The sequence below is a fragment of the Cyanobium sp. PCC 7001 genome, from assembly GCF_000155635.1.
Classification (GTDB): domain Bacteria; phylum Cyanobacteriota; class Cyanobacteriia; order PCC-6307; family Cyanobiaceae; genus NIES-981.
Map to the genome: position 1 here is coordinate 2359994 of NZ_DS990556.1, position 22770 is coordinate 2382763.

19 protein-coding genes, 2 tRNA genes and 3 rRNA genes are annotated in these 22770 nt (G+C 66.1%); 11 read left to right on the forward strand and 13 right to left on the reverse strand.

Annotated features, from left to right (window positions below; all coding sequences use genetic code 11):
• Window position 1 precedes the first annotated feature (1 nt).
• The 9 genes from CPCC7001_RS11620 to CPCC7001_RS11660 all read left to right on the forward strand — a co-directional run bounded on the left by CPCC7001_RS11620 (window position 2) and on the right by CPCC7001_RS11660 (window position 10332).
• Entirely contained in the window at window positions 2-1438 is a 1437-nt protein-coding gene (locus tag CPCC7001_RS11620) for a BCD family MFS transporter (protein ID WP_006911586.1), read from the forward strand.
• Entirely contained in the window at window positions 1435-2268 is an 834-nt protein-coding gene (locus tag CPCC7001_RS11625) for an inositol monophosphatase family protein (protein ID WP_006909757.1), read from the forward strand. The genes CPCC7001_RS11620 and CPCC7001_RS11625 overlap by 4 nt, the downstream gene beginning before the upstream one ends.
• 669 nt (window positions 2269-2937) lie before the next feature.
• Window positions 2938-4423, forward strand: a 16S ribosomal RNA gene (locus CPCC7001_RS11630).
• Window positions 4424-4691: 268 nt separating this feature from the next.
• Window positions 4692-4765: transfer RNA gene (locus CPCC7001_RS11635), tRNA-Ile, on the forward strand.
• A 35-nt stretch (window positions 4766-4800) separates the two neighbouring features.
• Window positions 4801-4873: transfer RNA gene (locus tag CPCC7001_RS11640), tRNA-Ala, on the forward strand.
• Window positions 4874-5487: 614 nt separating this feature from the next.
• A 23S ribosomal RNA gene (locus CPCC7001_RS11645) occupies window positions 5488-8375 on the forward strand.
• Window positions 8376-8584: 209 nt separating this feature from the next.
• Window positions 8585-8701, forward strand: a 5S ribosomal RNA gene (gene rrf / locus CPCC7001_RS11650).
• Together the 16S, 23S and 5S rRNA genes with 2 tRNA genes alongside form the textbook arrangement of a ribosomal RNA operon.
• A gap of 323 nt (window positions 8702-9024) precedes the next feature.
• The gene (locus tag CPCC7001_RS11655; protein WP_255347438.1) at window positions 9025-9858 is read left to right on the forward strand and encodes a YhjD/YihY/BrkB family envelope integrity protein; all 834 of its coding nucleotides are present in this window, start codon (window positions 9025-9027) and stop codon (window positions 9856-9858) included.
• A 78-nt stretch (window positions 9859-9936) separates the two neighbouring features.
• Entirely contained in the window at window positions 9937-10332 is a 396-nt protein-coding gene (locus CPCC7001_RS11660) for a hypothetical protein (RefSeq protein WP_043369034.1), read from the forward strand.
• A 35-nt stretch (window positions 10333-10367) separates the two neighbouring features.
• On the opposite strand, the gene CPCC7001_RS11665 is transcribed toward CPCC7001_RS11660, so the two are convergent.
• The 7 genes from CPCC7001_RS11665 to CPCC7001_RS11695 form a co-directional block, all read right to left on the reverse strand.
• Complete coding sequence (locus CPCC7001_RS11665) at window positions 10368-10757, reverse strand: DUF2834 domain-containing protein (protein WP_006909807.1); 390 nt, start codon at window positions 10755-10757, stop codon at window positions 10368-10370.
• On the reverse strand, window positions 10754-11080 hold the full coding sequence (gene xseB / locus CPCC7001_RS11670) for an exodeoxyribonuclease VII small subunit (RefSeq protein ID WP_050757124.1): 327 nt from the start codon (window positions 11078-11080) through the stop codon (window positions 10754-10756). The genes CPCC7001_RS11665 and xseB overlap by 4 nt, the downstream gene beginning before the upstream one ends.
• Window positions 11081-11082: 2 nt before the next feature.
• Window positions 11083-12306 (reverse strand): exodeoxyribonuclease VII large subunit, encoded by a 1224-nt coding sequence (gene xseA / locus CPCC7001_RS11675; protein WP_006910698.1) that lies wholly within the window; start codon window positions 12304-12306, stop codon window positions 11083-11085.
• 4 nt (window positions 12307-12310) lie between these two features.
• On the reverse strand, window positions 12311-12505 hold the full coding sequence (locus CPCC7001_RS11680; RefSeq protein WP_006911479.1) for a hypothetical protein: 195 nt from the start codon (window positions 12503-12505) through the stop codon (window positions 12311-12313).
• Window positions 12506-12600: 95 nt separating this feature from the next.
• Window positions 12601-15120: an ATP-dependent helicase HrpB gene (gene hrpB, locus CPCC7001_RS11685; protein ID WP_006909043.1), complete on the reverse strand. Its 2520-nt coding sequence runs from the start codon at window positions 15118-15120 to the stop codon at window positions 12601-12603.
• A gap of 47 nt (window positions 15121-15167) precedes the next feature.
• Window positions 15168-15551 (reverse strand): hypothetical protein, encoded by a 384-nt coding sequence (locus tag CPCC7001_RS11690; protein ID WP_006909300.1) that lies wholly within the window; start codon window positions 15549-15551, stop codon window positions 15168-15170.
• 83 nt (window positions 15552-15634) lie between these two features.
• Window positions 15635-15943: a DUF2973 domain-containing protein gene (locus CPCC7001_RS11695; RefSeq protein ID WP_006909133.1), complete on the reverse strand. Its 309-nt coding sequence runs from the start codon at window positions 15941-15943 to the stop codon at window positions 15635-15637.
• A 282-nt stretch (window positions 15944-16225) separates the two neighbouring features.
• Here CPCC7001_RS11695 and CPCC7001_RS11700 point away from each other — a divergent pair, with 282 nt between their 5' ends.
• Window positions 16226-17353: a trypsin-like peptidase domain-containing protein gene (locus CPCC7001_RS11700; RefSeq protein WP_043369035.1), complete on the forward strand. Its 1128-nt coding sequence runs from the start codon at window positions 16226-16228 to the stop codon at window positions 17351-17353.
• Window positions 17354-17377: 24 nt separating this feature from the next.
• Here CPCC7001_RS11700 and CPCC7001_RS11705 read toward each other — a convergent pair whose 3' ends face one another.
• From CPCC7001_RS11705 to CPCC7001_RS11720, 4 genes are all read right to left on the reverse strand, one after another.
• Window positions 17378-17605 (reverse strand): hypothetical protein, encoded by a 228-nt coding sequence (locus CPCC7001_RS11705; RefSeq protein ID WP_006910276.1) that lies wholly within the window; start codon window positions 17603-17605, stop codon window positions 17378-17380.
• A gap of 121 nt (window positions 17606-17726) precedes the next feature.
• The gene (locus tag CPCC7001_RS11710; protein WP_006909403.1) at window positions 17727-19454 is read right to left on the reverse strand and encodes an ABC-F family ATP-binding cassette domain-containing protein; all 1728 of its coding nucleotides are present in this window, start codon (window positions 19452-19454) and stop codon (window positions 17727-17729) included.
• A 291-nt stretch (window positions 19455-19745) separates the two neighbouring features.
• Window positions 19746-19943 (reverse strand): hypothetical protein, encoded by a 198-nt coding sequence (locus tag CPCC7001_RS14560; RefSeq protein WP_071778370.1) that lies wholly within the window; start codon window positions 19941-19943, stop codon window positions 19746-19748.
• A 281-nt stretch (window positions 19944-20224) separates the two neighbouring features.
• On the reverse strand, window positions 20225-20476 hold the full coding sequence (locus CPCC7001_RS11720; RefSeq protein WP_006909217.1) for a hypothetical protein: 252 nt from the start codon (window positions 20474-20476) through the stop codon (window positions 20225-20227).
• Window positions 20477-20610: 134 nt separating this feature from the next.
• Here CPCC7001_RS11720 and CPCC7001_RS11725 point away from each other — a divergent pair, with 134 nt between their 5' ends.
• A complete protein-coding gene (locus CPCC7001_RS11725) occupies window positions 20611-20919 on the forward strand; it encodes a hypothetical protein (RefSeq protein WP_043369040.1) in 309 nt (102 codons plus the stop codon).
• On the opposite strand, the gene CPCC7001_RS11730 is transcribed toward CPCC7001_RS11725, so the two are convergent.
• Window positions 20916-22058 carry an anhydro-N-acetylmuramic acid kinase gene (locus tag CPCC7001_RS11730; protein ID WP_006910365.1) on the reverse strand — a complete coding sequence of 381 codons (1143 nt, stop codon included), beginning with the start codon at window positions 22056-22058 and terminating at the stop codon, window positions 20916-20918. The genes CPCC7001_RS11725 and CPCC7001_RS11730 overlap by 4 nt on opposite strands.
• Window positions 22059-22116: 58 nt before the next feature.
• Window positions 22117-22752, reverse strand: a complete 636-nt coding sequence (locus CPCC7001_RS15850; protein WP_225867301.1) for a peroxiredoxin — start codon at window positions 22750-22752, stop codon at window positions 22117-22119.
• Window positions 22753-22770 lie beyond the last annotated feature (18 nt).

Consider the following 22770-nt stretch of genomic DNA (forward strand, 5'->3'; position numbering starts at 1 on the left):
GGTGTCCCCCGCGGATGCCCTGCCCCGTGGTGCCGGTGCAGGCCTGGGGCTGGCCGGCACCCTGCGCCTCGGACTGTTCCAGGGCTGTCTGGGCTGCCTGGCGGTGATCTTCGCCGGCATGCTCAACCGGGTGATGATCAGCGAGCTGCAGTTTCCCGCGCTGTGGGTGGGGGGAGCCCTCGCCTTTGAGCAGTTCGTGGCCCCGGCCCGGGTGCTGGTGGGACAGGTGTCGGATGGCTATCCGCTGGCGGGCCGCCACCGGGTGCCCTACATCTGGCTGGGCAGCCTGGGCTTCTGCGGCCTGGCGGTGCTCTCCATCCCCCTGATCTTCCAGGTGGCGCGTCTGCTCCAGGCGGGAGACCCCACCCGCCTGGCCGGTGGCGTGCTGGCCCTGTGCGGACTGTTCGCGGCCTATGGCCTGGCGATCTCGCTGGCCTCCACGCCTTACCTGGCGCTGGTGATCGACCGCACCACGGAGCAGGAGCGTCCCAGGGCGGTGGGCATCATCTGGTGCCTGCTCACGGTGGGGATCGTGGTGGGGGCCATCAGCATCGCCATCGGCCTGCGCAGCCTCGATGGGGTGCGGGATCCGGCCCTGCTGGAGCCGGCCCTGTTCGCGTTCATGCTGCGGGTGGCGGCCGTGGTGCTGCTGCTCACGCTGGTGGCCACCCTGGGCATGGAGCAACCGGCCCACCGGCGCCAGCTGAGCCGATCGAGGAGCCAGTCCAGCGGGAGAGACGATGCCATCACCCTGCGCCAGTCCTGGGCCCTGGTGACATCCAGCCCTCAGGTGCTGGTGTTTTTCCTCTTTCTGGTGCTCTTCACCCTGGCCCTGTTCCTGCAGGATCCGATCCTCGAGAGCTACGGCGCCGACGTCTTCGGCATGCCGATCGCCGCCACGGCCTCCCTGAATGCCCTGTGGGGCATCGGCACCCTGGCCGGGCTGCTCCTGGCCGGCCTCTGGATCGTGCCCCGGCTCGGCAAGCTCGCCACGGCCCGGCTCGGCTGTCAACTCATTCTGGCCAGCCTGCTGCTGCTGCTGCTGAGTGGGCTCGTGGCCCAGGTCCCCCTGTTGCGGGTCGTCATGGTGCTCTTCGGGCTGGCGGCCGGCATCGGCACCAACAGCGCGCTGGTGCTGATGCTGGATCTCACCCTGCCCGAAGCCGCGGGCACCTTCGTGGGCGTCTGGGGTCTGGCCCAGGCCATGTCCCGGGCCCTCGGCAAGGTGATCGGAGGCGGCCTCCTCGATCTGGGTCGCTGGCTGCAGGCACTGCTTCCCATCCCGGCCGGGGCTTTTCCCCCCTACGCCCTCGTGCTGGGGGTGGAAGCGCTGGTGGCTCTGGTGGCCCTGACGGTGCTGAGCCGCGTCAATCTGCGCCAGTTCAGGGAGGATACGGGCAGAAGTCTCAGCAAGGTCCTGGCCCTCGAGATTGGATGACCACAACCCCCACGCGCTCTGCCCTGGATCCAGGCCTGGCGGCCTTGCTCGATCGGGTGGCGGAGCGTCAGCGGGCTGACTTCGGCCACGCCGTCTCCGATGTCAAGGCCGATGGCAGCCTGATCACCGCCTGCGATCGCTGGAGTGACAGCACCCTGGTTCAGGGACTGGCAGAGCTCTATCCCGGGGAAGGGGTGCTGAGCGAGGAAGGCGACAAGCGCGTTCCTCTCACCGAGGCCTACTGGGTGGTGGATCCCCTCGATGGCACCACCAACTTCGCGGCGGGCATCCCCTACTGGGCCATTTCCCTGGCCCGTTTCGAGGCAGGACGTCCCGTGCTGGCCGTTCTGGACGTGCCACCGCTGCGCCAGCGGATCGTGGCGGTGCGCGGAGCGGGGGCCTGGCGCAACGGCAAGGTCCTCTCACCTCCTTCCCTCCAGAGCCATCCGGCGGGCTGTGCCTCCCTCTGCAGCCGCTCGATCGGTGTGTTGCAGAAGCTGCCTCACCAGCGCTTTCCGGGCAAGATCCGACTCCTCGGGGTGGCCAGCCTCAACCTGGTGAGTGTGGCCATGGGGCAGACGGTGGCGGCGCTTGAGGCCACGCCCAAGATCTGGGATCTGGCGGCCGCCTGGCTGGTGCTCACCGAACTGCACTGCCCGCTGCGCTGGCTGCAGCGCAGTCCGGATCAGCTGGTGCCCGGCAGTGACCAGGCCACGGCCGACTACCCGGTGCTGGCGGCGGATCGCGAGCAGACCCTGGCCCGCTTCATGCCCTGGGGGGAAGCCCTGCTGGAGCTGGGCAATCAGGAGCTGGTGGTTCCCCCAGGCTGAGCAGGTGCTACGCTTTTGGACTGCGCCCCTGAAGGGGGTTAGCAGGGCTTACGGAGGGAGCGAAGGCCGCGAGGCTGTGAGCTGCCGGTGATGTAAGTTTTCTGGGTCGCCTGAGAAGGCGGCGTCCACCGAGAGCTCCGGGTAACTGGGGTGGAGGTGGAGGAACCTGGACAACCGAAACGTTTAGGAACTGACGCTTCCACTGCGTCATGGGTTCTTGAGGGTCTGGAGAGCGTGCGTGCTGCCTGAGAGGGCGGTGTGGGTGCTGGAGAGATCTGAGGGGATGGATGACGAACGAGCAGTGGGGGTGTGAGGTCCCGTCAAAAGAACACAGCGACTGGCGCTGACAGGCGAGTGGACGAGAGCTTTATCACGGAGCGCTTGTGCATGGAAAGAGTCTGTTGGAGCCGGAAGCGAACCGGATCTGAGATCTGGGAAAGTCACGGGACGCCAGAGGATGAGGACGGGACTTGAGGATGAGAATTTTTCAGGTTGCGTGTTGATCGGCTGGTGGGTCGTGCACTCTTTGAAACCATTGTGAAGACAATGGGGCCACGACTGAAGCGGTGTTGCGATGCTTATTGGAGTGTGGCAGCGCTGAGTTTGGGAGTGAGCAAGCCGAGTTGAGGGCCAGCGGAAGGAATTTTGCTGGTTCGAGAGGACCGGACTACAACGGAGAGTTTGATCCTGGCTCAGGATGAACGCTGGCGGCGTGCTTAACACATGCAAGTCGAACGCACCTTCGGGTGAGTGGCGGACGGGTGAGTAACGCGTGAGAATCTGCCCCAAGGAGGGGGATAACGGCTGGAAACGGCCGCTAATACCCCATATGCCGAGAGGTGAAACGAGTATTCGCCTTGGGATGAGCTCGCGTCTGATTAGCTAGTTGGTGGGGTAAGAGCCTACCAAGGCATCGATCAGTAGCTGGTCTGAGAGGATGATCAGCCACACTGGGACTGAGACACGGCCCAGACTCCTACGGGAGGCAGCAGTGGGGAATTTTCCGCAATGGGCGAAAGCCTGACGGAGCAACGCCGCGTGAGGGATGAAGGCCTCTGGGCTGTAAACCTCTTTTCTCAAGGAAGAAGATCTGACGGTACTTGAGGAATAAGCCACGGCTAATTCCGTGCCAGCAGCCGCGGTAATACGGGAGTGGCAAGCGTTATCCGGAATTATTGGGCGTAAAGCGTCCGCAGGCGGCCTTGAAAGTCTGTTGTTAAAGCGTGGAGCTTAACTCCATTTCAGCAATGGAAACTAGAAGGCTAGAGTGTGGTAGGGGCAGAGGGAATTCCCGGTGTAGCGGTGAAATGCGTAGATATCGGGAAGAACACCAGTGGCGAAGGCGCTCTGCTGGGCCATAACTGACGCTCATGGACGAAAGCCAGGGGAGCGAAAGGGATTAGATACCCCTGTAGTCCTGGCCGTAAACGATGAACACTAGGTGTCGGGGGAATCGACCCCCTCGGTGTCGTAGCCAACGCGTTAAGTGTTCCGCCTGGGGAGTACGCACGCAAGTGTGAAACTCAAAGGAATTGACGGGGGCCCGCACAAGCGGTGGAGTATGTGGTTTAATTCGATGCAACGCGAAGAACCTTACCAGGGTTTGACATCCTGCGAATCCCTTGGAAACTTGGGAGTGCCTTCGGGAGCGCAGAGACAGGTGGTGCATGGCTGTCGTCAGCTCGTGTCGTGAGATGTTGGGTTAAGTCCCGCAACGAGCGCAACCCACGTCTTTAGTTGCCAGCATTGAGTTGGGCACTCTAGAGAGACCGCCGGTGATAAACCGGAGGAAGGTGTGGATGACGTCAAGTCATCATGCCCCTTACATCCTGGGCTACACACGTACTACAATGCTACGGACAAAGGGCAGCAAACTCGCGAGAGCTAGCAAATCCCATAAACCGTGGCTCAGTTCAGATCGTAGGCTGCAACTCGCCTACGTGAAGGAGGAATCGCTAGTAATCGCAGGTCAGCATACTGCGGTGAATACGTTCCCGGGCCTTGTACACACCGCCCGTCACACCATGGAAGTTGGCCACGCCCGAAGTCGTTACTCCAACCCTTGTGGAGGAGGACGCCGAAGGTGGGGCTGATGACTGGGGTGAAGTCGTAACAAGGTAGCCGTACCGGAAGGTGCGGCTGGATCACCTCCTAACAGGGAGACACAACTGATCGTGATGTCTGAGCATTTTTGATCTCAGGCCACGGTCCTGTCATCTCGAAGGTCGATCGGTACCTCAAGGAGAGGCACGGCAAGCTGGAGCCAGAGCTGAGCAGCCCAATCCGCAAGGATGGGGCTGAGCGGGGATGGAACCAGGGAGGCTGTGCGATCTTTTTCAGTTCCTAAACGTTGTCTAGGTCACCCCACGAGCTCCCGAGCTGTGGATCCCGCAAGGGAGAAGCGAGGAGGGAGATCACTTCCTGGGCCATTAGCTCAGGTGGTTAGAGCGCACCCCTGATAAGGGTGAGGTCCCTGGTTCAAGTCCAGGATGGCCCATTCGCCGCCTGCTAAGCAGGCAGGACTTGCTAGCTGGGGGTTTAGCTCAGTTGGTAGAGCGCCTGCTTTGCAAGCAGGATGTCAGCGGTTCGAGTCCGCTAACCTCCACTGACGCAGGGCGTGATGGCGAGCGAGGAGCAGCCCGGTTGGGTTGCTGTGAGCTTGAGATCAGCGCCAAGGACCCCGATCGCCAGGAAGCGAGAGGAGGGAGGGTGACCAAGAGACGGTGAGGTGTCGCGACGTCGTGAGGACGACGCGGGACGGCTGAGGAATCTAGCCTCCGCTCATTCCTGATTCCAGCAAGGGATCACGGCTGAGCTGATGCTGGATTCACCTGGTCAACGGACGTGAGCAACGGACGTGGATCGGGAGGAGCCAGCAGAACCTTGACAACTGCATAGGTGAGTCTGGAAAGAAAGCATCTCATGGAGGCTTGATTTCCGGCGTTGGAGGCCTTGGTGTTACGCCAAAGTCAAGAGCGTCTGGGAATCAGCAATTCTATGGAGACAAGAGCCGAGAGCTTTCAGTGTTCTTTGCCTTCCGCCGAGGAGGGGAGAGTCTGATCCAGCATTCAAGGACTGCGTGAAGGCAGCGGCCAAGGCCATCCGATCCGGTGATCCAATCCGGTGATCCGATCCGGGTGGCTGAGGGTGTTGACGGAGCGTGAGAGGGGAATGCTGAGAGAATAGGTCTCAACAACCTGAAGCACTGGGAGTTTATATGGTCAAGCTACAAAGGGCTCACGGTGGATACCTTGGCACACAGAGGCGATGAAGGACGTGGTTACCTGCGATAAGTCTCGGGGAGCTGGAAACACGCTTTGATCCGGGAATTTCCGAATGGGGCAACCCCTAGAACGGCCGCCTGAATCCATAGGGCGGTGCGAGCCAACCCAGCGAACTGAAACATCTTAGTAGCTGGAGGAAAGGAAAGTAAAAACGACTCCCTCAGTAGCGGCGAGCGAACGGGGACAAGCCTAAACCGATGCTTTCGAGCATCGGGGTTGTGGGACAGCAACGTGCATCAGGGAGATTAGGAGAAGCGTTTGAATGGCGCGCCACAGAGGGTGAAAGCCCCGTAACCGAAAATCGAACTGAGCTAGCTGGATCCCGAGTAGCACGGAGCACGTGAAATTCCGTGTGAATCCGCGAGGACCACCTCGTAAGGCTAAGTACTCCTGTGTGACCGATAGCGCAACAGTACCGCGAGGGAAAGGTGAAAAGAACCCCGGGAGGGGAGTGAAATAGAACATGAAACCGTGAGCTTACAAGCAATGGGAGCCCGACTGATCGGGTGACCGTGTGCCTGTTGAAGAATGAGCCGGCGACTTATAGGCACTGGCAGGTTAAACCGGGAATGGTGGAGCCATAGCGAAAGCGAGTCTGAATAGGGCGAACGTCAGTGTTTATAGACCCGAACCCGGGTGATCTAACCATGGCCAGGATGAAGCTTGGGTGATACCAAGTGGAGGTCCGAACCGACTGATGTTGAAAAATCAGCGGATGAGCTGTGGTTAGGGGTGAAATGCCAATCGAACCCGGAGCTAGCTGGTTCTCCCCGAAATACGTTGAGGCGTAGCGTCTCGTGCTCCAGCAGGGGGGTAAAGCCACCGTTTCGGTGCGGGCTGCGAGAGCGGTACCAAATCGAGACGAACTCTGAATACCCTGTGTGTAGCGAGGCAGTCAGACTGTGGGGGATAAGCTCCATGGTCGAAAGGGAAACAGCCCAGACCGCCAGCTAAGGTCCCCAAATCAATGCTGAGTGATAAAGGAGGTGGGATTGCCCAGACAACCAGGAGGTTTGCCTAGAAGCAGCCATCCTCAAAGGAGTGCGTAATAGCTCACTGGTCGAGCGATCCTGCGCCGAAAATGAACGGGGCTAAGCATTGTACCGAAGCTGCGGATTTAATTGTTCTTAGGAACATTCAAATGGTAGGGGAGCGTTCCATGTGGGGTGAAGCGTTAGCGTAAGCGGGCGTGGACTGCATGGAAGTGAGAATGTCGGCTTGAGTAGCGAAAACATGGGTGAGAATCCCATGCCCCGAAACCCTAAGGGTTCCTCCGGCAGGCTCGTCCGCGGAGGGTTAGTCAGGACCTAAGGCGAGGCCGAAAGGCGTAGTCGATGGACAACAGGTCAACATTCCTGTACCTGTCATGTTTTGGGAAGGGGGACGGAGAAGGCTAGCCAAGCCAGACGTTGGTTACTGGTCCAAGCGTTCGAGGCGTTGAGAGCTGGCGAAAACAGCTTGAGCTGAGGCGTGAGTGCGAGCGGCTACGGCCGCGAAGTTGGTGATGTCAAGCTTCCAAGAAAAGCCCTATACCCGTTAAGGCATGATGGCCTGTACCCGAAACCGACACAGGTGGGGTGGTAGAGAATACCGAGGGGCGCGAGGTAACTCTCTCTAAGGAACTCGGCAAAATGGCCCCGTAACTTCGGGAGAAGGGGTGCCACCGCGAGGTGGTCGCAGTGAAGAGGCCCAGGCGACTGTTTACCAAAAACACAGGTCTCCGCTAAGTCGCAAGACGATGTATGGGGGCTGACGCCTGCCCAGTGCCGGAAGGTTAAGGAAGCTGGTCAGCGCAAGCGAAGCTAGCGACTGAAGCCCCGGTGAACGGCGGCCGTAACTATAACGGTCCTAAGGTAGCGAAATTCCTTGTCGGGTAAGTTCCGACCCGCACGAAAGGCGTAACGATCTGGGCGCTGTCTCGGAGAGAGGCTCGGCGAAATAGAATTGTCTGTGAAGATGCGGACTACGTGCACCCGGACAGAAAGACCCTATGAAGCTTTACTGTAGCTTGGTATTGTGCTCGGGCTCGGAATGCGCAGGATAGGTGGGAGGCTTTGATCCATTGCTTGTGGGTGATGGTGAGCCACTGGTGAGATACCACTCTTTCCGAGCTAGAGTTCTAACAGCAACCCGTTATCCGGGTGCTGGACAGTATCAGGTGGGCAGTTTGACTGGGGCGGTCGCCTCCTAAAAGGTAACGGAGGCGCGCAAAGGTCTGCTCAGGCTGGTTGGAAATCAGCCGACGAGTGTAAAAGCAGAAGCAGGCTTGACTGTGAGACCTACAAGTCGAACAGGGAGGAAACTCGGCTTTAGTGATCCGACGGTTCTGTGTGGAAGGGCCGTCGCTCAACGGATAAAAGTTACTCTAGGGATAACAGGCTGATCTCCCCCAAGAGTTCACATCGACGGGGAGGTTTGGCACCTCGATGTCGGCTCATCGCAACCTGGGGCTGAAGTCGGTCCCAAGGGTTGGGCTGTTCGCCCATTAAAGCGGTACGCGAGCTGGGTTCAGAACGTCGTGAGACAGTTCGGTCCATATCCGGTGCACGCGCAGGAATATTGAGAGGATTTCTCCCTAGTACGAGAGGACCGGGAGGAACGCACCTCTGGTGTGCCAGTTATCGTGCCAACGGTAAACGCTGGGTAGCCATGTGCGGAGTGGATAACCGCTGAAAGCATCTAAGTGGGAAGCCCACCTCAAGATGAGTATTCCCATGGCGTTAGCCAGTAAGGTCACGGGAAGAACACCCGTTGATAGGCTCTACGTGGAAGCGCAGTAATGTGTGAAGCGGAGGAGTACTAATAGACCGAGGGCTTGACCATCAACTCGAGCTCTTGATTGCTTGAAATCCAGAGGATGCTGATCACAGAACCGAATCTGATTCCTGAAAGGTATGACCTGAAAGGGATGAGGGGTTGGGGATGGGATCAGGATCTAACCTATGCAGTTCTCAGGGTTCACGCCCAGGGTTCACGCTCAGGATTCAATCTGAGTGACGACCTGCTGAGTGACGATCTGAGAGAACGACTATCCTGGTGTCCATGGCGCAGTGGAACCACACCGATCCATCTCGAACTCGGTTGTGAAACGCTGCAGCGCCGACGATATTTGGGGGGTAGCCCCCTGAGAAAATAGGTCGATGCCAGGTAAAACTCTTTTTCTCGGCCACTTCACGACCACGGCGTGGTTGTGCGCCGATGGCATGGCTGCTCGGTGATGGATCAGTGATGGAAGGACCACGGGTGTGGCCGCCATCACGGTCCGTCTCAGGGTCCGCGCCAGGTCATCGGTACGGGCAGCGATGACAGCCACCTGCGGGTGGCTTTTTTTGTGACCATGGGTTGGGCGGAATCAGGGGATCAGGAGATGAACGTGCACGAGGCAGACCATGCGCAGGCTCGATCGCGTCGGCCGTGGCGCCCCCTGCGGGTGTTCCTCCGGGCGCTGAAGCTGTGGTTTCGGCACGACTGCGTGGATCTGAGCGCGGCGTTCGCCTACCACGCCATGCAGTCGGTGTTTCCGATCGTGCTGATCGCCCTCTCCCTGGCCGCCAGGGTGCTCGGTCAGGACGAGGGGCTGCTCGATCGTGTGCTCAGCGGAGCGCGGCAGGTGCTGCCAGGCTCCGCCATGCCTGCCGTCACGACAGGACTCAACGCCTTCCTGCGGCAGGGCGTGGGCGCAGGCCTGCTGGGTGTGCTCGTGCTTGTGCTCACGGCCAGCAATGCCTACCTCACCCTGCAGCGGGGTGCCGACCGGCTGTGGTGGAACCGGCCCTTCGGCCTCGACGGTTTGCCCTGGCACCAGGTGGTGCTCCGCTACTGCCGCCTGAGGCTCAAGGCCCTCGCTCTGATGGCGCTGATGGCGCTCGTGATCGTGCTGGATCGGCTGGCCACGAGCTGGCGACTGCCGGGCGCCCCGACGGTCGGGGAAGTGCTCCCCAGAATCTTCCCGCGGGTCGTGGACCTCGGCCGGCCCTTCAATTCCGGCCTGGATCTGCTCACCACCCTCGGCTTCAGCCTCCTCGCCGCCCTGCTGCTCCTCTGGATGCTCCCCTCGCGTCGGGTTTCGCTGCGGCATCTGCTGCCGGGCGCGGCCTTCCTGGCCGGTGCCTTCACGCTGCTGAACCTGCTGCTGGGACGCGTGCTGGTTCTGCTGGGGGTGCGGTTCCAGGCCTATGGCCTGGTGGGTGGGGTGCTGGTGTTCGGGTTATGGGTGTGGATGATCGGGGTGCTCATCTACTACTCCCAGTGCCTCAGCGTGGTGCTGTCGCGCCCGCCCCGATCCCACGCCGATCCCACGCCCTGAGCATCCCAGCCCGCCGTGGGGCCAGGATGGAGGCCCAGACCCGCGGGTCTGCCCACCTCCCGATGCAACCCCTTCGCCATGCCGAGGCAGATCCCATGGGTGTGGCTCGCCCTTCTGGGGTTGCTGCTGCTGGCACCGTCTCCCGCGGGGCGGGTGCTGCTGGATGTGGTTGGCGGCATCACCCTCACCTTGCTGCTGCTGCCGTTGCTGCTGGGGGGCCTCGGCCTGGTGGCCTGGCAGATCCTGCGCCGGCGGCTGCGGGTCTGCCCGGCCTGCGGCTTCATGAGTGCCGGCTCCGAGACCTGCCCGGCCTGCGGCACCGATCTTGCCGGCGGCTCGGATGGGACGGGTGAGGCAACCCACCAGGTCTTCGGCCGCGGAGATGGCCCCTCGGGAGGCGAGGGACGCGACGCCGCCTCGGCCACCATCGACGTGGAGGTGGTGTCGTCCCAGGCGATGGACGAGGAAGGCTGAGCCATGCCGGAGCCCTCCCCCGTCTGGTCAGGGGATCAGCTTGCTGGTGAGCGCGCCAGTTCCTCCAGCCGCCGTTCCCGCAGGTAGAGAAAAAGCGGGGCGCCACTGGCGAAGGCCACCGTGACGCAGATCAGCAGCACCCAGGGCAGCCCACGCATCTGCAGCCGCCTGGCTTCCTGCACGATCCAGATCAACACCGCCGTGGCCCCGATCGCCAGGTCGCGGGACAGGGACGCCGCGGCCGGGTTGGCGTTGGCCAGCTGGATGAACTGCGCCACATCGAAATTGCCGCCGGTCTCCTGCATGTAGTCCAGATTGGCCAGCCAGGGCAGCACGGCTCCGGCAATCGCCAGTGCCAGGTAGACCCAGCGCAGCCAGGGGGTGGGCGGCTGGACGTTGGGTGCAGGGGAGTCGGTGGGGCTCATGGGGTGTCAGGCACGGGATCGGTGTCGGCATCAGCGCTGGGATCCCAGATCAGAATCTCCTGCTCCACCTCGTCCAGGATCTGCTCGCAGCGCTGGGCGTAGGCCTGGGCCCGCCGGTGCAGGGCCGCCATCTCCTCCACATTCAGCGTGCTGCTCTGCAGTTCGGCAAGGATCAGGTCCAGGGCGCTGCGTGCTTCGTTGTAGCTGAGCCCCGCAGCCGTGCGCCTGGCCTGGACACTGTCCTTGTGCGCGGCGGCCTTCCCCGAACTTCTGCGTGCCCTGGGCCGTGGGCGATCGCCGTCGTCGCTGGTGCTGTCCGCCATGGTCAGGTCTCTGCTGCGGGGAGGGGCGCGCCCGGGTGAATCTCGCGCACCAGGGCATCCGCCTGCCCATCGGCCAGCACGAGCTGCACCGGCTCCTCTGGCTTCAGTGCCGCCACGGAGCGCACCACCTGGCCATCCGGCGAGCGGATCAGGGCGAAGCCGCGCTGCAGCACCTGCTCCGGAGAGAGGGCCCGCAGCAGTGCCCTGGCCTGCTCGAGGCTCTGGCGCCGCTGTTGCAGCAGATCCCGGGGCCTCAGCTGCTGCAGCCTCTCCTGAAAACGGCCCAGCTGCTGCCGTTCGCCGTGGAGGCGCAGCGCCACCAGCTGCACCAGGTGCCGGCGGAGCTGCTGCAGGCCATGGCGCACGGCCTGGCGCTCGGGCAGCAGGGCCACCAAGGCGGCGGTGGGCGTCGCCGCCCGGTAGTCCGCCACCAGGTCGGCGATGGTGGTGTCGTCTTCATGGCCGATGCCGCTCACCACGGGCACCGGTGCCTGGGCCAGGACGCGGCCCAGCGTGGCGCCATCGAAGACGGCAAGGTCTTCGCGGCTGCCACCGCCCCTGGCCAGCACCAGGGCCTCGATGCCCTCGGCGTGGCAGCGGCCGTAAAGCCGCTGCAGGGTGGCGCAGATCTGAGCCTCCACGGCACCCTGCACCGGGATCGGCACCACCAGCACCCTGGTGCTGGGCCAACGCTCCGCCGCCGTGCGCAGCATGTCCGCCAGGGCCGAGCTGGGGGCGCTGGTGAGCAGGGCGATCCGCTGTGGGGCGTGGGGCAGGGCCCGCTTGCGGCTCGGTTCAAACAGCCCCTCGGCAGCCAGTTGGCCGTAGACCTGCTCGAAGCGGCGCATCACGCTGCTGAGGCTCGGCCGCAGGTCCAGCACCTGCACGCAGAGGGAGGCCCGGGCGGCCCAGAAGTTGAGCTTGCCCACCACCACCACCCCATCGCCCTCGGCAGGTTCCATGGAGAGCTTCTGCCGCTGGGAGGCCCAGACCACTGCCGAGATCGAGGCCTGTTCATCCACCAGCGTCATCCACAGGTGGCCTTTCTTGAGCTGGGGGCGGCTCACCGTGGCATCCAGCAGGAAGCGCGGCGCGAAGCCCCGCTCCATCAGGCTGCCCAGGGCCGCATTCAGGCTGCTGACGCTGTAGCGGGGCAGGCTGTGGGCCCCGGATGGGGAGGCTGGGCTTGCGGCAGTGACGGCAGCGGACCCCGGGATCGAGACCATCGGCTCAGCCCTGCAGCTGCCGGTAGCAGATCCACCAGTAGAGGCTCACCAGGCCGGCCAGCACCGCCACCACCTGGCCGGCGGGGTGATCGACGCGCACGAGGCCGGCGCCGCAGATCACCAGGGCGCTGCTGAGCAGCCGGGAGCCATCGCGCCGGTTGGAGGGGAAGAATCGCCTGCTGGCCAGACCGCGTGCCATGGCGTGCGTTCCCAGATCTGAATGGGACTCAGTCTGACGGAAGCGGCCCGGGTGCGTCGGGGTGGGCCCCCGTCTTCCCCAGGGCGCCTGGCGGTTCAGCGGGCTGGTTGACCGGATCCCCGGGCGGCCAGCCGCGCTTTGGTCAGAGCGGTGGGGATGGCGTTGGCGGCATCCTCCGGCCAGGGATGTTTGGGGTAGCGACCCCGCAGTTCGCGGCGCACCTCCCGGTAGCCGCCAGCCCAGAAGCCGGCCAGGTCCTGGGTGATGGCCGCCGGACGGCCCGCCGGGGTCAGCAGATGCAGCGTCACGGGCAGCCTTCCGTCCAGCACGGCCGGTCCGTGCGCCGCACCGAACAGCTCCTGCAGCTTCACGGCCAGCACCGGCTCGCCCGAGCCGTAGTCGATGCGCACCATGCGGCCGCTGGGCACCGACAGGCGCTCGGGCAGCAGCCTCTCCAGCTGCGGGCGCACGCTCCAGTCCAGGCCCTGCCAGAGGGCTTCGCTGAGGTCGAGCCCGCGCAGGTCCTCCAGGCTGCGGCAACCTTCGAGCTGGGGTCCCAGCCAGGTCTCCAGCTCAGCGGTGAGGTGCTCCTCGCCACAGTCGGGCCAGGGTGGACCGAGATGACGATGGGCGATCTGGAGGCGGTGCCGCAGCTGGCGGGTCGCCGCCGTCCAGGGCAGGACCTCGAGCCCCTTCAGCCGCAGTCCCTCCAGCAGCGCCTTCACCACGAGGGGACCGTCGGCGTCGGGCCAGGGGCGCCGCTCCAGCACCAGGGCGTCGAGCTGGAGCCGCTGTTCACACCGCACCCGGCCTGTAGCCGGATCCCAGCGGGCCTCGCTCCGCCACGATCCCTGCGCCTGAGCCAGCTCGGCCAGGTGCTCCCGCGGCATCGGCACCGCCAGGTGGATGCGGGCGTTCTGCTCGCCCCCGTCGGCGGCGGCGATGGCCAGGGCCTCGGCCCCCTGCAGGGGATCCTCTGGACGCAGCACCGCGCCGCGACCCTGGCGCATCAGATAACGGCCCCGCCCGTCCTGACGGGCCAGCGCGACCCGTTCCGGGTAGGCGGCGGCCACCAGGCGGGCGGTCCAGGCAGGCTCGCCGGCCAGGGCCTGGCCCCGGGTCTGGCCGCCGCTGCGCTGCAGCCACTGGCTCTGGAGGCGCCGCAGCGGGTGCCCCGGGGACTGCCGCCGCAGCCAGTCGAGCCTGGCCAGCAGGTCGCTGCCGGCTTCCGCCCGCTCCAGGGGATCCCGCTCGCTCAGCAGCACGGCCAGTTCACTGGCCAGGTGCTCAGCCCCCCAGCGTTCGGCCACCAGCAGCATGTGGCCGAGGCGAGGTGGCAGGCCCAGATCCGCCAGACGGCGGCCGTGGCTGGTCAGCCGGCCCTCCCCATCCAGGGCGTCGAGCTGCCGCAGCAGCTGCCTCGCCTCGGCCAGGGCCGCGCGGCGGGGTGGGTCCAGCCAGGAGAGCTGTTCGCCGCAGGGATCGCCCCACCAGGCCAGTTGCAGGGCCAGCGGCAGCGGGTCGGCCTCCTGCAGTTCCGCGGGGTCGTGGGCAGGGCGTCGCCGCTGGTCTGCCGGCGACCAGAGCCGCACGCAGGCCCCCGGTCCCAGTCGACCGGCCCGTCCGGCCCGCTGCTCGGCACTGGCCAGGCTGGCCGGCACCGTCACCAGAGCGTCCATGCCGCTCACAGGATCAAAGCGGTTGCGGCGGCTCAGTCCCGCATCGATCACCAGGTGCACTCCGGCGATGGTGAGCGAGCTCTCGGCGATGGACGTGGCCAGCACCAGCTTCCCCTTCCCGGCTCGGGCGGGGGCGATCGCCTCGCTCTGCTTGGCCAGGGGCAGGTTGCCGTGCAGCCCCACCCAGTCGATCGCCTCAGCCCAGGGTGTGGCACCGATCGCCCGGCCGCAGCTCTGGATCTCCCGCTGGCCCGGCAGAAACACCAGGCAGGTGCCCTGCGGGTCCCCATCTCCGAGCCAGTGGGCCTCCAGGGCCCGCACCACCTGCTGCTCCAAGCGCTCGTCAGGCCGGGGTGGCAGGTGCGCCACCGTCACCGGATGGCTGCGCCCCTCGCTGCGCAGCACCGTGGCCTCGGGGAGCTGGGCGGCCAGGGCGTCCAGCTCCAGGGTCGCCGACATCACCACCAGCCGCAGCTCCGGCGTGAGCAGCTCCCGGGCCTGGCGCACCAGGGCGAGTGCCAGATCGGTGTCGGCCCGCCGCTCGTGGAACTCATCCAGGATCAGGCAGCCCACCCCGGTGAGGGCCGGATCCTGCTGGAGGCGCCGCAGGAAGAGTCCACCCGTGAGCACCTCGATCCGGGTGGCAGCGCTGACACGCCGCTCGAGTCGCACGCTGTAGCCCACCCCCTGGCCCACGGGCTCCTGGCGTTCCTGGGCCAGCCGCTCGGCGGCGGAGCGGGCCGCCAGCCGCCTCGGTTCCACCATCCACACGCGCCCGGCGTCCTCGGAAGCCCCCTCCAAAGCGGCCAGGGCGGCACCAGGAACGCGCGTGGTCTTGCCGGCGCCGGGCGGGGCCTGGAGCAGCAGGGTGGCCGCGGGCTGCCGCAGCACCGCTCGGATCCGCTCCAGCAGGCTGTCGATCGGCAGCCGCTGCATCTCAGAGCAATGGAAGCCCGGCTTCGACGGGGGCTGGGGCGGAGCGCTCAGCGCACATGCCGGGCCCCATCCACGGGGTGGTAAGCCTCACCGGTGAGTTCCTCGTAGACGATCGCGGGCAGGCCGGTTTCGAACATCGTCTGCAGGGCCTCCTTGAGGTAAGGGTTCCAGCCACCGGTGCTCACCTTGCCGTGACGCACGGTCCAATCCCAGGTGCCCTGCAGGTCCCTGGGGATGCGGCCCTCACGGTCCCGACGGGCCACCAGATCCTGGGATTCCACCAAGCCCACCAGCACAGGCTCCTTGCCGTAGGCGGGGGTGAGGCTGAGCTCAAGCCGGATCGGATCGTCCTTGACGAGCTTGAGACGGAACCGGGGCGGCAGCTTGAGGTTGCGCAGTATTGCGGCCACGATGCGCGTGCGTTGATCCAATGCTCGCCCTCCCTGAAATCACGTGCTCACCAGAGAGCCTATTCAGCAGAGGGAACGCAGGAGGCCAGCGCCAGCTCCGCCCCTCAGACGGGGTCTCCGGGGTAGGTGGGACGCTCGTTGTCGCCGCTGAATCGCACCGTGAGCAGGTCTTCGCTGGTGAGCTGTCCTTCGGCGTCGAGCAGTTCGGGGTGGATGGTGAGCCGCCCCGTGCGGTCCTGGGCCTCGACCTTGCCGGACGCACCGGCGCGGCGGGAATCCCCCGAGCCACTCGGCTCACCGACACGGGGCATGGCCGTGAAGCCCTGGCCCATCACCCGGAAGGCCTGCCAGAGCAGCACCAGGAAGCAGGCGCCGTAAAGGATCGGGAAAAGCTGGGAGAGGATGGCGTTCATGCCGGGGCTCCTGCCGCAGTTGGACTCGGCCGTACCACACCACCCATCATCGCCCGGACCGGCTCGAACTGGCGCCGGCGTTGGCGAGCATCCAGGCCCACAGGGTGGCGCAGGCAGCTCCGAAGGCGAGAAACGCCAATAACAGGCGGCTGGTGTCCATGACTCGATACAAATCTTTGCTTACCCTAGGGACGGATGTGGCGCTGTGCAGGCTGGTGCGCCTGTTCGGCTCTCCCCCAGGCGTTCTGCTTACGGTGAATTGATGCCATGGCTGTTCAGCCCATGCGTTCTGTCCGAGCCCTGCCCCTGACCATTGTCTCCCTGCTGGCCATGCCCGGCTGGGTCCAGCTTCCCGCCGCCGGCGCGGCCCAGTCATCGGGGGCGCTGGGGGCGGCCCTCAGCCGCCAGTCCTTCGTGGCCGCAGCGGTGCGCCGGGCCGGCCCGGCGGTGGTCACGATCGACACCGAACGCACCGTGCTGGTGCCGGGCTCCCGTGGCGGAGCCTCCAGCTCCCTGCTCAACGACCCGATCTTCCGGCAGTTCTTCGGCCTGCCCCAGCAGCGGGTCGCCCCTCCCTCGCAGCGCACGGAACGGGGCCAGGGCAGCGGGGTGATCTTCCATGCCGATGGCCTGATCCTCACCAATGCCCATGTGGTGGAGAGGACCGACAAGGTGACCGTGGGGCTCCAGGACGGCCGGCGCCACGAGGGCACCGTGGTGGGCCTGGACCGCCTCACCGACATGGCCGTGGTGCGCCTGGAAGGCAGGGGCCCATGGCCGGTGGCTCCCCTCGGTGATTCCGACGTCCTGGAAGTGGGGGAGTGGGCCATCGCCGTCGGCAATCCCTACGGACTCGACAACACCGTGACGATGGGGATCATCAGCAACCTCAACCGCAACGCCGCCAAGCTCGGCATCACCGACAAGCGATTGGATCTGATCCAGACCGATGCGGCCATCAATCCGGGAAATTCAGGCGGTCCTCTCCTCAATGCCGATGGCGAGGTGATCGGCATCAACACCCTGGTGCGCCAGGGGCCGGGGGCGGGGCTGGGCTTCGCGATCCCCATCAACCGGGCACGGGAGATCGCCCGTCAGCTGCTGATCTCCGGCAAGGTGAGCCATCCGATGATCGGGATCGGCCTCGATCTGGTGCGCCCTGGTGATGGAACGGGGCTGAGCCGGGGGGTGCGCGTGGCGTCCGTGATGTCCAACGGACCGGCGGAACGGGCTGGTCTGATGCAGGGGGATGTGGTGGTGGCCGCACAGGGCCAGACCATTACCCAGCCTTCGGAAGTGGTGGCCGCCGTCGAGCGGGCCGGTGTGGGAGGGAACCTCACCCTCAGCATCAACCGCCGGGGGCAGCTGCTGAACGTGACCCTGGTGCCCGTTCAGATGGGCGGAGCCTGACGGACCCGCCCGGGTCGGCGGGGCTCACGCGTCCTGGCTCCAGGGCTGGGAGAGCCCGGCGCTGAACTGGGAGGGGGCGCTGAGCTGCTGACGCATGACCCACTGGGTGGCGGCTTTCTGGCTGTGCCAGGCCTGGAGGAGCTGCTTGGCGATGCCCTGCAGGGCCTGAAGGTCGGCCGTGTCGTCAATGGCACGGCTCATCCGCTCGATCTCGAATTGCTGACCGAGGGAGAGGGCGAGTGGTTCAGACATGGCGGACGTCGCAATGGGGCGATGGACCACCGCAAAGCTACAAACTGTTTCAGTTCCGCTCGTAGCCTTTGCGACAGGGGCGGGATGTTGTGCGGATTTGCTGTTCTCCGGGGCGCATCCCTCAGGCCGCCTTGGCCTTGCGGGCCGCCTCCCGGGCGCGCTGCTTCTCGCGGTTGGCGGCCGTTTTCGCTGCCCGGGCCTCGGCTTCCGCCTTCTGCCTGGCCAGCTCGGCTTCCTCCTGCTTCTTGTCGAGGTAGTAGGCGTAGTCGCCCCGGTAGAGCACCAGTTCGCCGTCCCGCAGTTCGACGATGCGGTTCGCCACGCGGGAGATGAAGTAGCGGTCGTGGCTCACCAGCAGCGCGGCGCCCTCGTAGGCGATCAGGGCGTCCTCCAGCATCTGCTTGGCCGGGATGTCCAGGTGGTTGGTGGGCTCATCCAGCACCAGCAGGTTGCAGGGCTTCAGCAGCATCAGGGCCAGGGCCAGCCGCGCCTTCTCGCCGCCGGAGAGCTTGCCGGCCTCCTTGAACACGCTCTCGTTCGAGAAGCAGAAGCTGCCCAGCAGCGAGCGCACCTGGGTCTGGGTCCAGTCCGGCACGGCTTCGAAGATCGTGTCGATCACCGTCTTGGAGAGGTCGAGGGCCTCGGCCTGGTTCTGCTCGAAGTAGCCCGCCACCACGTTGTGCTCCCCCAGGCCGGCCCGCCCCTCCTGGGGCTGCTCCATGCCCATCACCAGCCGCAGCAGGGTGGATTTGCCGGCGCCGTTGGGGCCCACGAAGGCGATGCGATCGCCCCGCTCCACCTCAAGACTGGCCCCCAGGAAGAGAATCTGCTCGCCGTAGCTGTGGGTGAGGTCGGCGATCTCGGCCACCAGCCGCCCCGAGCGCGGAGCTTCCGGGAAGCGGAACCGGGGGCCGCTCACCCCCTCGATCGGGGCCTCCACCCGTTCCACCTTCTCCAGCAGCTTCTCGCGGCTCTTGGCCTGGGTGGAGCGGGTGGCGCTCGCCCGGAACCGGTCGATGTAGGCCTGCTGGGCGGAGAGTTCCTTCTGCTGGCGCTCGTAGGCGGCCTGGGTGGCTTCCCGCTCCAGCGCCTTCTGCTCCAGGTGCTGGCTGTAGTTGCCCAGATAGGTGCGGGAGACGCCGCGCTCGGTTTCCACGATCTGGGTGCAGACCCGATCCAGGAAGGTGCGGTCGTGGCTGATCACCACCTGGGCGGCGCTCTGCTCGATCAGGTAGCCCTCAAGCCACTGGATGGTCTCCACATCCAGGTGGTTGGTGGGTTCGTCCAGCAGCAGCAGATCCGGTTGCTGCAGGAGGATCTTGCCCAGGGCGATGCGCATCTGCCAGCCACCGGAGTAGTCGCCCACCCGCTGCTCAGCGCCCTCGGCCGTGAAGCCGATCGTGGGGAGCAGCTTGTCGATGCGGGCATCGAGCTCGTAGCCGTGCAGGGCTTCGAAGCGGCTGTGCAGACGACCCAGTTCGTGGATCAGCGCATCGAGGTGGTCCGGGTCACTGGCCGCCTTCTCGCTGGCCATGGCCAGCTCCACCGCATGCTGGCGCTCCAGCACCTCGGCCGCCTCACCGAAGGCCTGGAACAGCTCCTCCCGCACCGTGCGGCGGGGATCCACGTCGAATTCCTGCTGCAGGTAGGCGATGCGCGGCTCGCCCTGCTTCACCACCTGGCCGCTGCTGGGTTCCTCCAGCCCGGCGATGATCTTGAGCTGGGTCGACTTGCCGGCGCCGTTCACCCCCACCAGGCCGATGCGGTCGCCCGGCTTCACCTCCCAGGTGACATCCCGGAGCACCTCCCCCGTGGGATAGATCTTGCCGATGCGTTCGAGGCGGAGCACGGGGCGAACAGGGGATGGGGGGCCGTGGATGCGGCCCTCGGGCCGGATCCGACTGCATCATTTCGCATCCCTGTCTTGGGTGCAGACTTCAGGAAGCCGCACGGGGCCCCAATGATGCGACGTCTCGAACAGGTCGCCGCGCTGATCGTGGCGGCGGGCCTGGCCCTCGTGAGCTACTGGCTCTTCTTCAGCTGGGCCCAGGGCGGCGGCATCCGGCGCCCTGCCGGCACGCCGCGCTCGGCCGGACCCATGCCCGCGTGGCTCGGGGCGGGCCTCAGCCAGGGCCGCGGCTCAGAGACCGCCCCGCGCCTTGAGCAGCCATTGCTTGCTGGCCCCGTCATCGAGCGAGGCGACATGGGCCTTCACCGCCTCCCGGCTCACAGGCAGGCCGAACTGATCGCCGAGGCTCACGATGCGGTCGAGGGCGCCGTGGGGGTCCTGTAGGGCCTGCCGGAAGAGCTCCTGGGTGAGGGCAGCGTCCGCGCTGATGCGCGCGTAGAGCGCGCTGGCCCGGGCGGCTTCGGAGTCCTGGGGGCTGCCCTCAGGAGCGGCGGCTGGCGGAACGGCGCCTTCAGGCGGGGGTGGGGGCGAGGCACTGCTGCTGACCATGACGACGGGCCCGATTGCCCAAACCCTATGGACGCCGGCGCCGGCCGGCATCCCACCGTTGCAGCCTGTTGCCGGCGGTGACCCTTCGGACCCTGTAGCCCTGATGCGGGCTGCCCTGGCCCCGGTGCCACGGTCACGGTGCCATGGTCACGGTGCCATGGTCAGGCCGCCTTGGGGTTGTCGCTCACCGGCGTGCCGCAGGCGGAGGCGTCCTCCATGCTGCGGGCATCAAGGCAGAGCACCTTGCGCAGTTCGGCGTAGTTGGCGGCCAGGGCGGTGTGGCCCTCCTTCTGGGCGCCGAACTCGGCGCGCTGCAGCACGTGGTGCAGGTGGGTCAGCAGGTAGGTGCTGATCACCGCCGACACCAGAACGTCGCTGCGTTCGGCGGTGCGGCGCTTGCGGCTCTGGGGCATGGGGCCACCTCCGGGGGATCGGGTGCGGATGGGCTGCCACCAGCATAGGCACGGATACTATCCGTGCGCATCTGAGTACACTTCTGGGTAACACGGCTGAACCGTGCGCACCGGTTCCTCTTCTCTGGTCTGGCGTGGCGACCCGGCAAACCTCTTCCAGCGGGCGCCCGAAATCGCCCAGGATCCAGGTGGTTCTGCCTGAAGAGCTCTGTGCCCGCCTGGCCGATCTGGCGGCCGCCGACGCCCGCACCGTGAGCAACATGGCCCGGGTGCTGATCCAGCAGGGGATCGAACGGCTGGAGCAGGCCCGGAACGCAGGCGGAACCGCCCAGCCTTCCCGGATCTCCGCCGACCAGGTGCGTCAGCAGCTGGAGCAGCAGGGACAAAGCCCCCGGCGGCTGCGGGGTGCGCCCCGGCGCCTGCGCCTGCAGCGCCCGGGCTAGCGGGCCGCCGCGCGGCGGCCCGGAGGGTCGGCGCGCACGCCCAGCACCGCTGCGGCCCGGGCCCCCGTCACCGAGGGGGCATTGCCGGGGTGGCCCCTGTGGTGCCACCAGGCCAGCAGGGCGAAGCCCAGGGCCTCCCGGTCGCTTTCGGCAATGCCGAGATCGGCCAGGGGGCGCACGATCATGCCCCGGCACCGCCGCCGCAGCTGCTCGAGCAGGAATCCGTTGCGGGCTCCGCCTCCGGCCACCAGCAGTTCCACCGGCCGGAGGCTTCGCTGAAGGTCCTGGGCCACCACCGCCGCGCTGAAGGCCGTGAGGGTGGCGAGGGCAGCGGCCGGGTCATGCGGCAGTTCCCGAAGGCGGCGATCCAGATCGGGGCGCCCGAACAGTTCGCGCCCCGTGGACTTCGGTGGCGGCTGCCGAAAGTAGGGCTCCTGCAGCCAGGTGGCGATCAGGGCTTCATCCACCCGCCCCCGGCGGGCCCAGGCCCCACCGGCGTCGTAGGTCAGCTCGCCGCCGCTGAAGTGCTCCACCGCCAGATCCAGCAGGGTGTTGGCGGGGCCGCAGTCCCAGCCCTGCAGCGGGCGGTGGCCGTCGGGACCGCCAGCGGGCGGGATCAGGGTGAGATTGGCGATGCCGCCCAGGTTCAGCACGGCGCGCCAGCCGGCGATGCGCCCCACCAGGGCTTCATCCGCTGGACACACCAGGGGGGCACCGTGGCCGCCGAGCACCAGATCGGCGGCGCGGAAGTCGTGCACCACGGGCCGCTCGAGCAGTCCGGCCAGGAGGGGGGCCTGCAGCAGCTGCCAGCTGCTGCCACGGCGCTCCGGGCCTGGGGGTCGGTGCCACACGGTCTGTCCGTGGCAGCCCACCAGTTCGGCGCGGCCGTCGGGGTCGCAGGCCCGTGCGGCGGCAGCCTGCACCTCCGTGACCGCTTCCGCCAGATCGAGGATCTCCGCCGCGCAGCAGGCCGCCCCCTGCCCGAAGCCGATCAGGCGGCGGCGGAGGTCCGGGGGGTAGGGCAGCATGGCCCGGCTGAGCAGCCGCCAGCGGGGGCGACGGGCGGGGCCTGAGAAGTCGGCGAGCACGGCATCCACGCCATCGGCGCTGGTGCCGCTCATCAGCCCCAGAACGCGCATGCCGCAGGCCTGTCTCTCCAGGGTTATAGGCCGGGGGGTGTGCCCCCGGCCCGGACGCTCACTTGTTGGGCTGGGGCGTCATGCGCAGGTAGGGCTTCACCTCGGTGACCCCCTTGGGGAACTTGGTGCGGGCTTCATCGGTGGGGATGGAGGGCACCACGACGCAGTCGTCGCCGTCCTTCCAGTTCACCGGCGTGGCCACCTGGTGGTAGTCGGTGAGTTGAAGGGAGTCGATCACCCGCAGGATCTCATCGAAATTGCGGCCCGTACTGGCGGGGTAGGTGATCTGGAGGCGCAGCTTCTTGTTGGGATCGATGATGAACACCGAGCGCACCGTGAGGTTGTTCAGCGCGTTGGGGTGGATCATCCCGTAGAGGTCGCTCACCTTCTTGTCCTCATCGGCGAGGATCGGGTAATCGACGGCGGTGTTCTGGGTCTCGTTGATGTCGCAGATCCAGCCCTTGTGGCTCTCGGCGGAGTCCACGCTCAGGGCGATGGTCTTGACGTTGCGCTTCTCCCATTCGGGGCGCAGCCGGGAGACTTCGCCGAGCTCCGTGGTGCACACGGGAGTGTAGTCGGCGGGATGGGAGAAGAGCACCACCCAGCTGTCGCCGGCGTAGTCGTAGAAGTGGATCGGACCCAGCTGGGAATCCTGGGTGAAATCGGGGACGGTGTCGCCGAGTTGAAGAGCCATCGGGATGGGGGTGGCAGG

What these genes read in the sequence shown, in the direction of transcription:
- CPCC7001_RS11660 (WP_043369034.1), top strand. Translation starts at nt 9,937, where the DNA reads ATGCCGAGGCAGATCCCATGGGTGTGGCTCGCCCTTCTGGGGTTGCTG.
- CPCC7001_RS11700 (WP_043369035.1), top strand. Translation starts at nt 16,226, where the DNA reads ATGCGTTCTGTCCGAGCCCTGCCCCTGACCATTGTCTCCCTGCTGGCC.
- CPCC7001_RS11720 (WP_006909217.1), bottom strand. Translation starts at nt 20,476, where the DNA reads ATGCCCCAGAGCCGCAAGCGCCGCACCGCCGAACGCAGCGACGTTCTG.
- xseB (WP_050757124.1), bottom strand. Translation starts at nt 11,080, where the DNA reads ATGGCGGACAGCACCAGCGACGACGGCGATCGCCCACGGCCCAGGGCA.
- CPCC7001_RS11680 (WP_006911479.1), bottom strand. Translation starts at nt 12,505, where the DNA reads ATGGCACGCGGTCTGGCCAGCAGGCGATTCTTCCCCTCCAACCGGCGC.
- xseA (WP_006910698.1), bottom strand. Translation starts at nt 12,306, where the DNA reads ATGGTCTCGATCCCGGGGTCCGCTGCCGTCACTGCCGCAAGCCCAGCC.
- CPCC7001_RS11625 (WP_006909757.1), top strand. Translation starts at nt 1,435, where the DNA reads ATGACCACAACCCCCACGCGCTCTGCCCTGGATCCAGGCCTGGCGGCC.
- CPCC7001_RS11665 (WP_006909807.1), bottom strand. Translation starts at nt 10,757, where the DNA reads ATGAGCCCCACCGACTCCCCTGCACCCAACGTCCAGCCGCCCACCCCC.
- CPCC7001_RS11730 (WP_006910365.1), bottom strand. Translation starts at nt 22,058, where the DNA reads ATGCGCGTTCTGGGGCTGATGAGCGGCACCAGCGCCGATGGCGTGGAT.
- CPCC7001_RS15850 (WP_225867301.1), bottom strand. Translation starts at nt 22,752, where the DNA reads ATGGCTCTTCAACTCGGCGACACCGTCCCCGATTTCACCCAGGATTCC.
- CPCC7001_RS11695 (WP_006909133.1), bottom strand. Translation starts at nt 15,943, where the DNA reads ATGAACGCCATCCTCTCCCAGCTTTTCCCGATCCTTTACGGCGCCTGC.
- CPCC7001_RS11705 (WP_006910276.1), bottom strand. Translation starts at nt 17,605, where the DNA reads ATGTCTGAACCACTCGCCCTCTCCCTCGGTCAGCAATTCGAGATCGAG.
- hrpB (WP_006909043.1), bottom strand. Translation starts at nt 15,120, where the DNA reads ATGCAGCGGCTGCCGATCGACAGCCTGCTGGAGCGGATCCGAGCGGTG.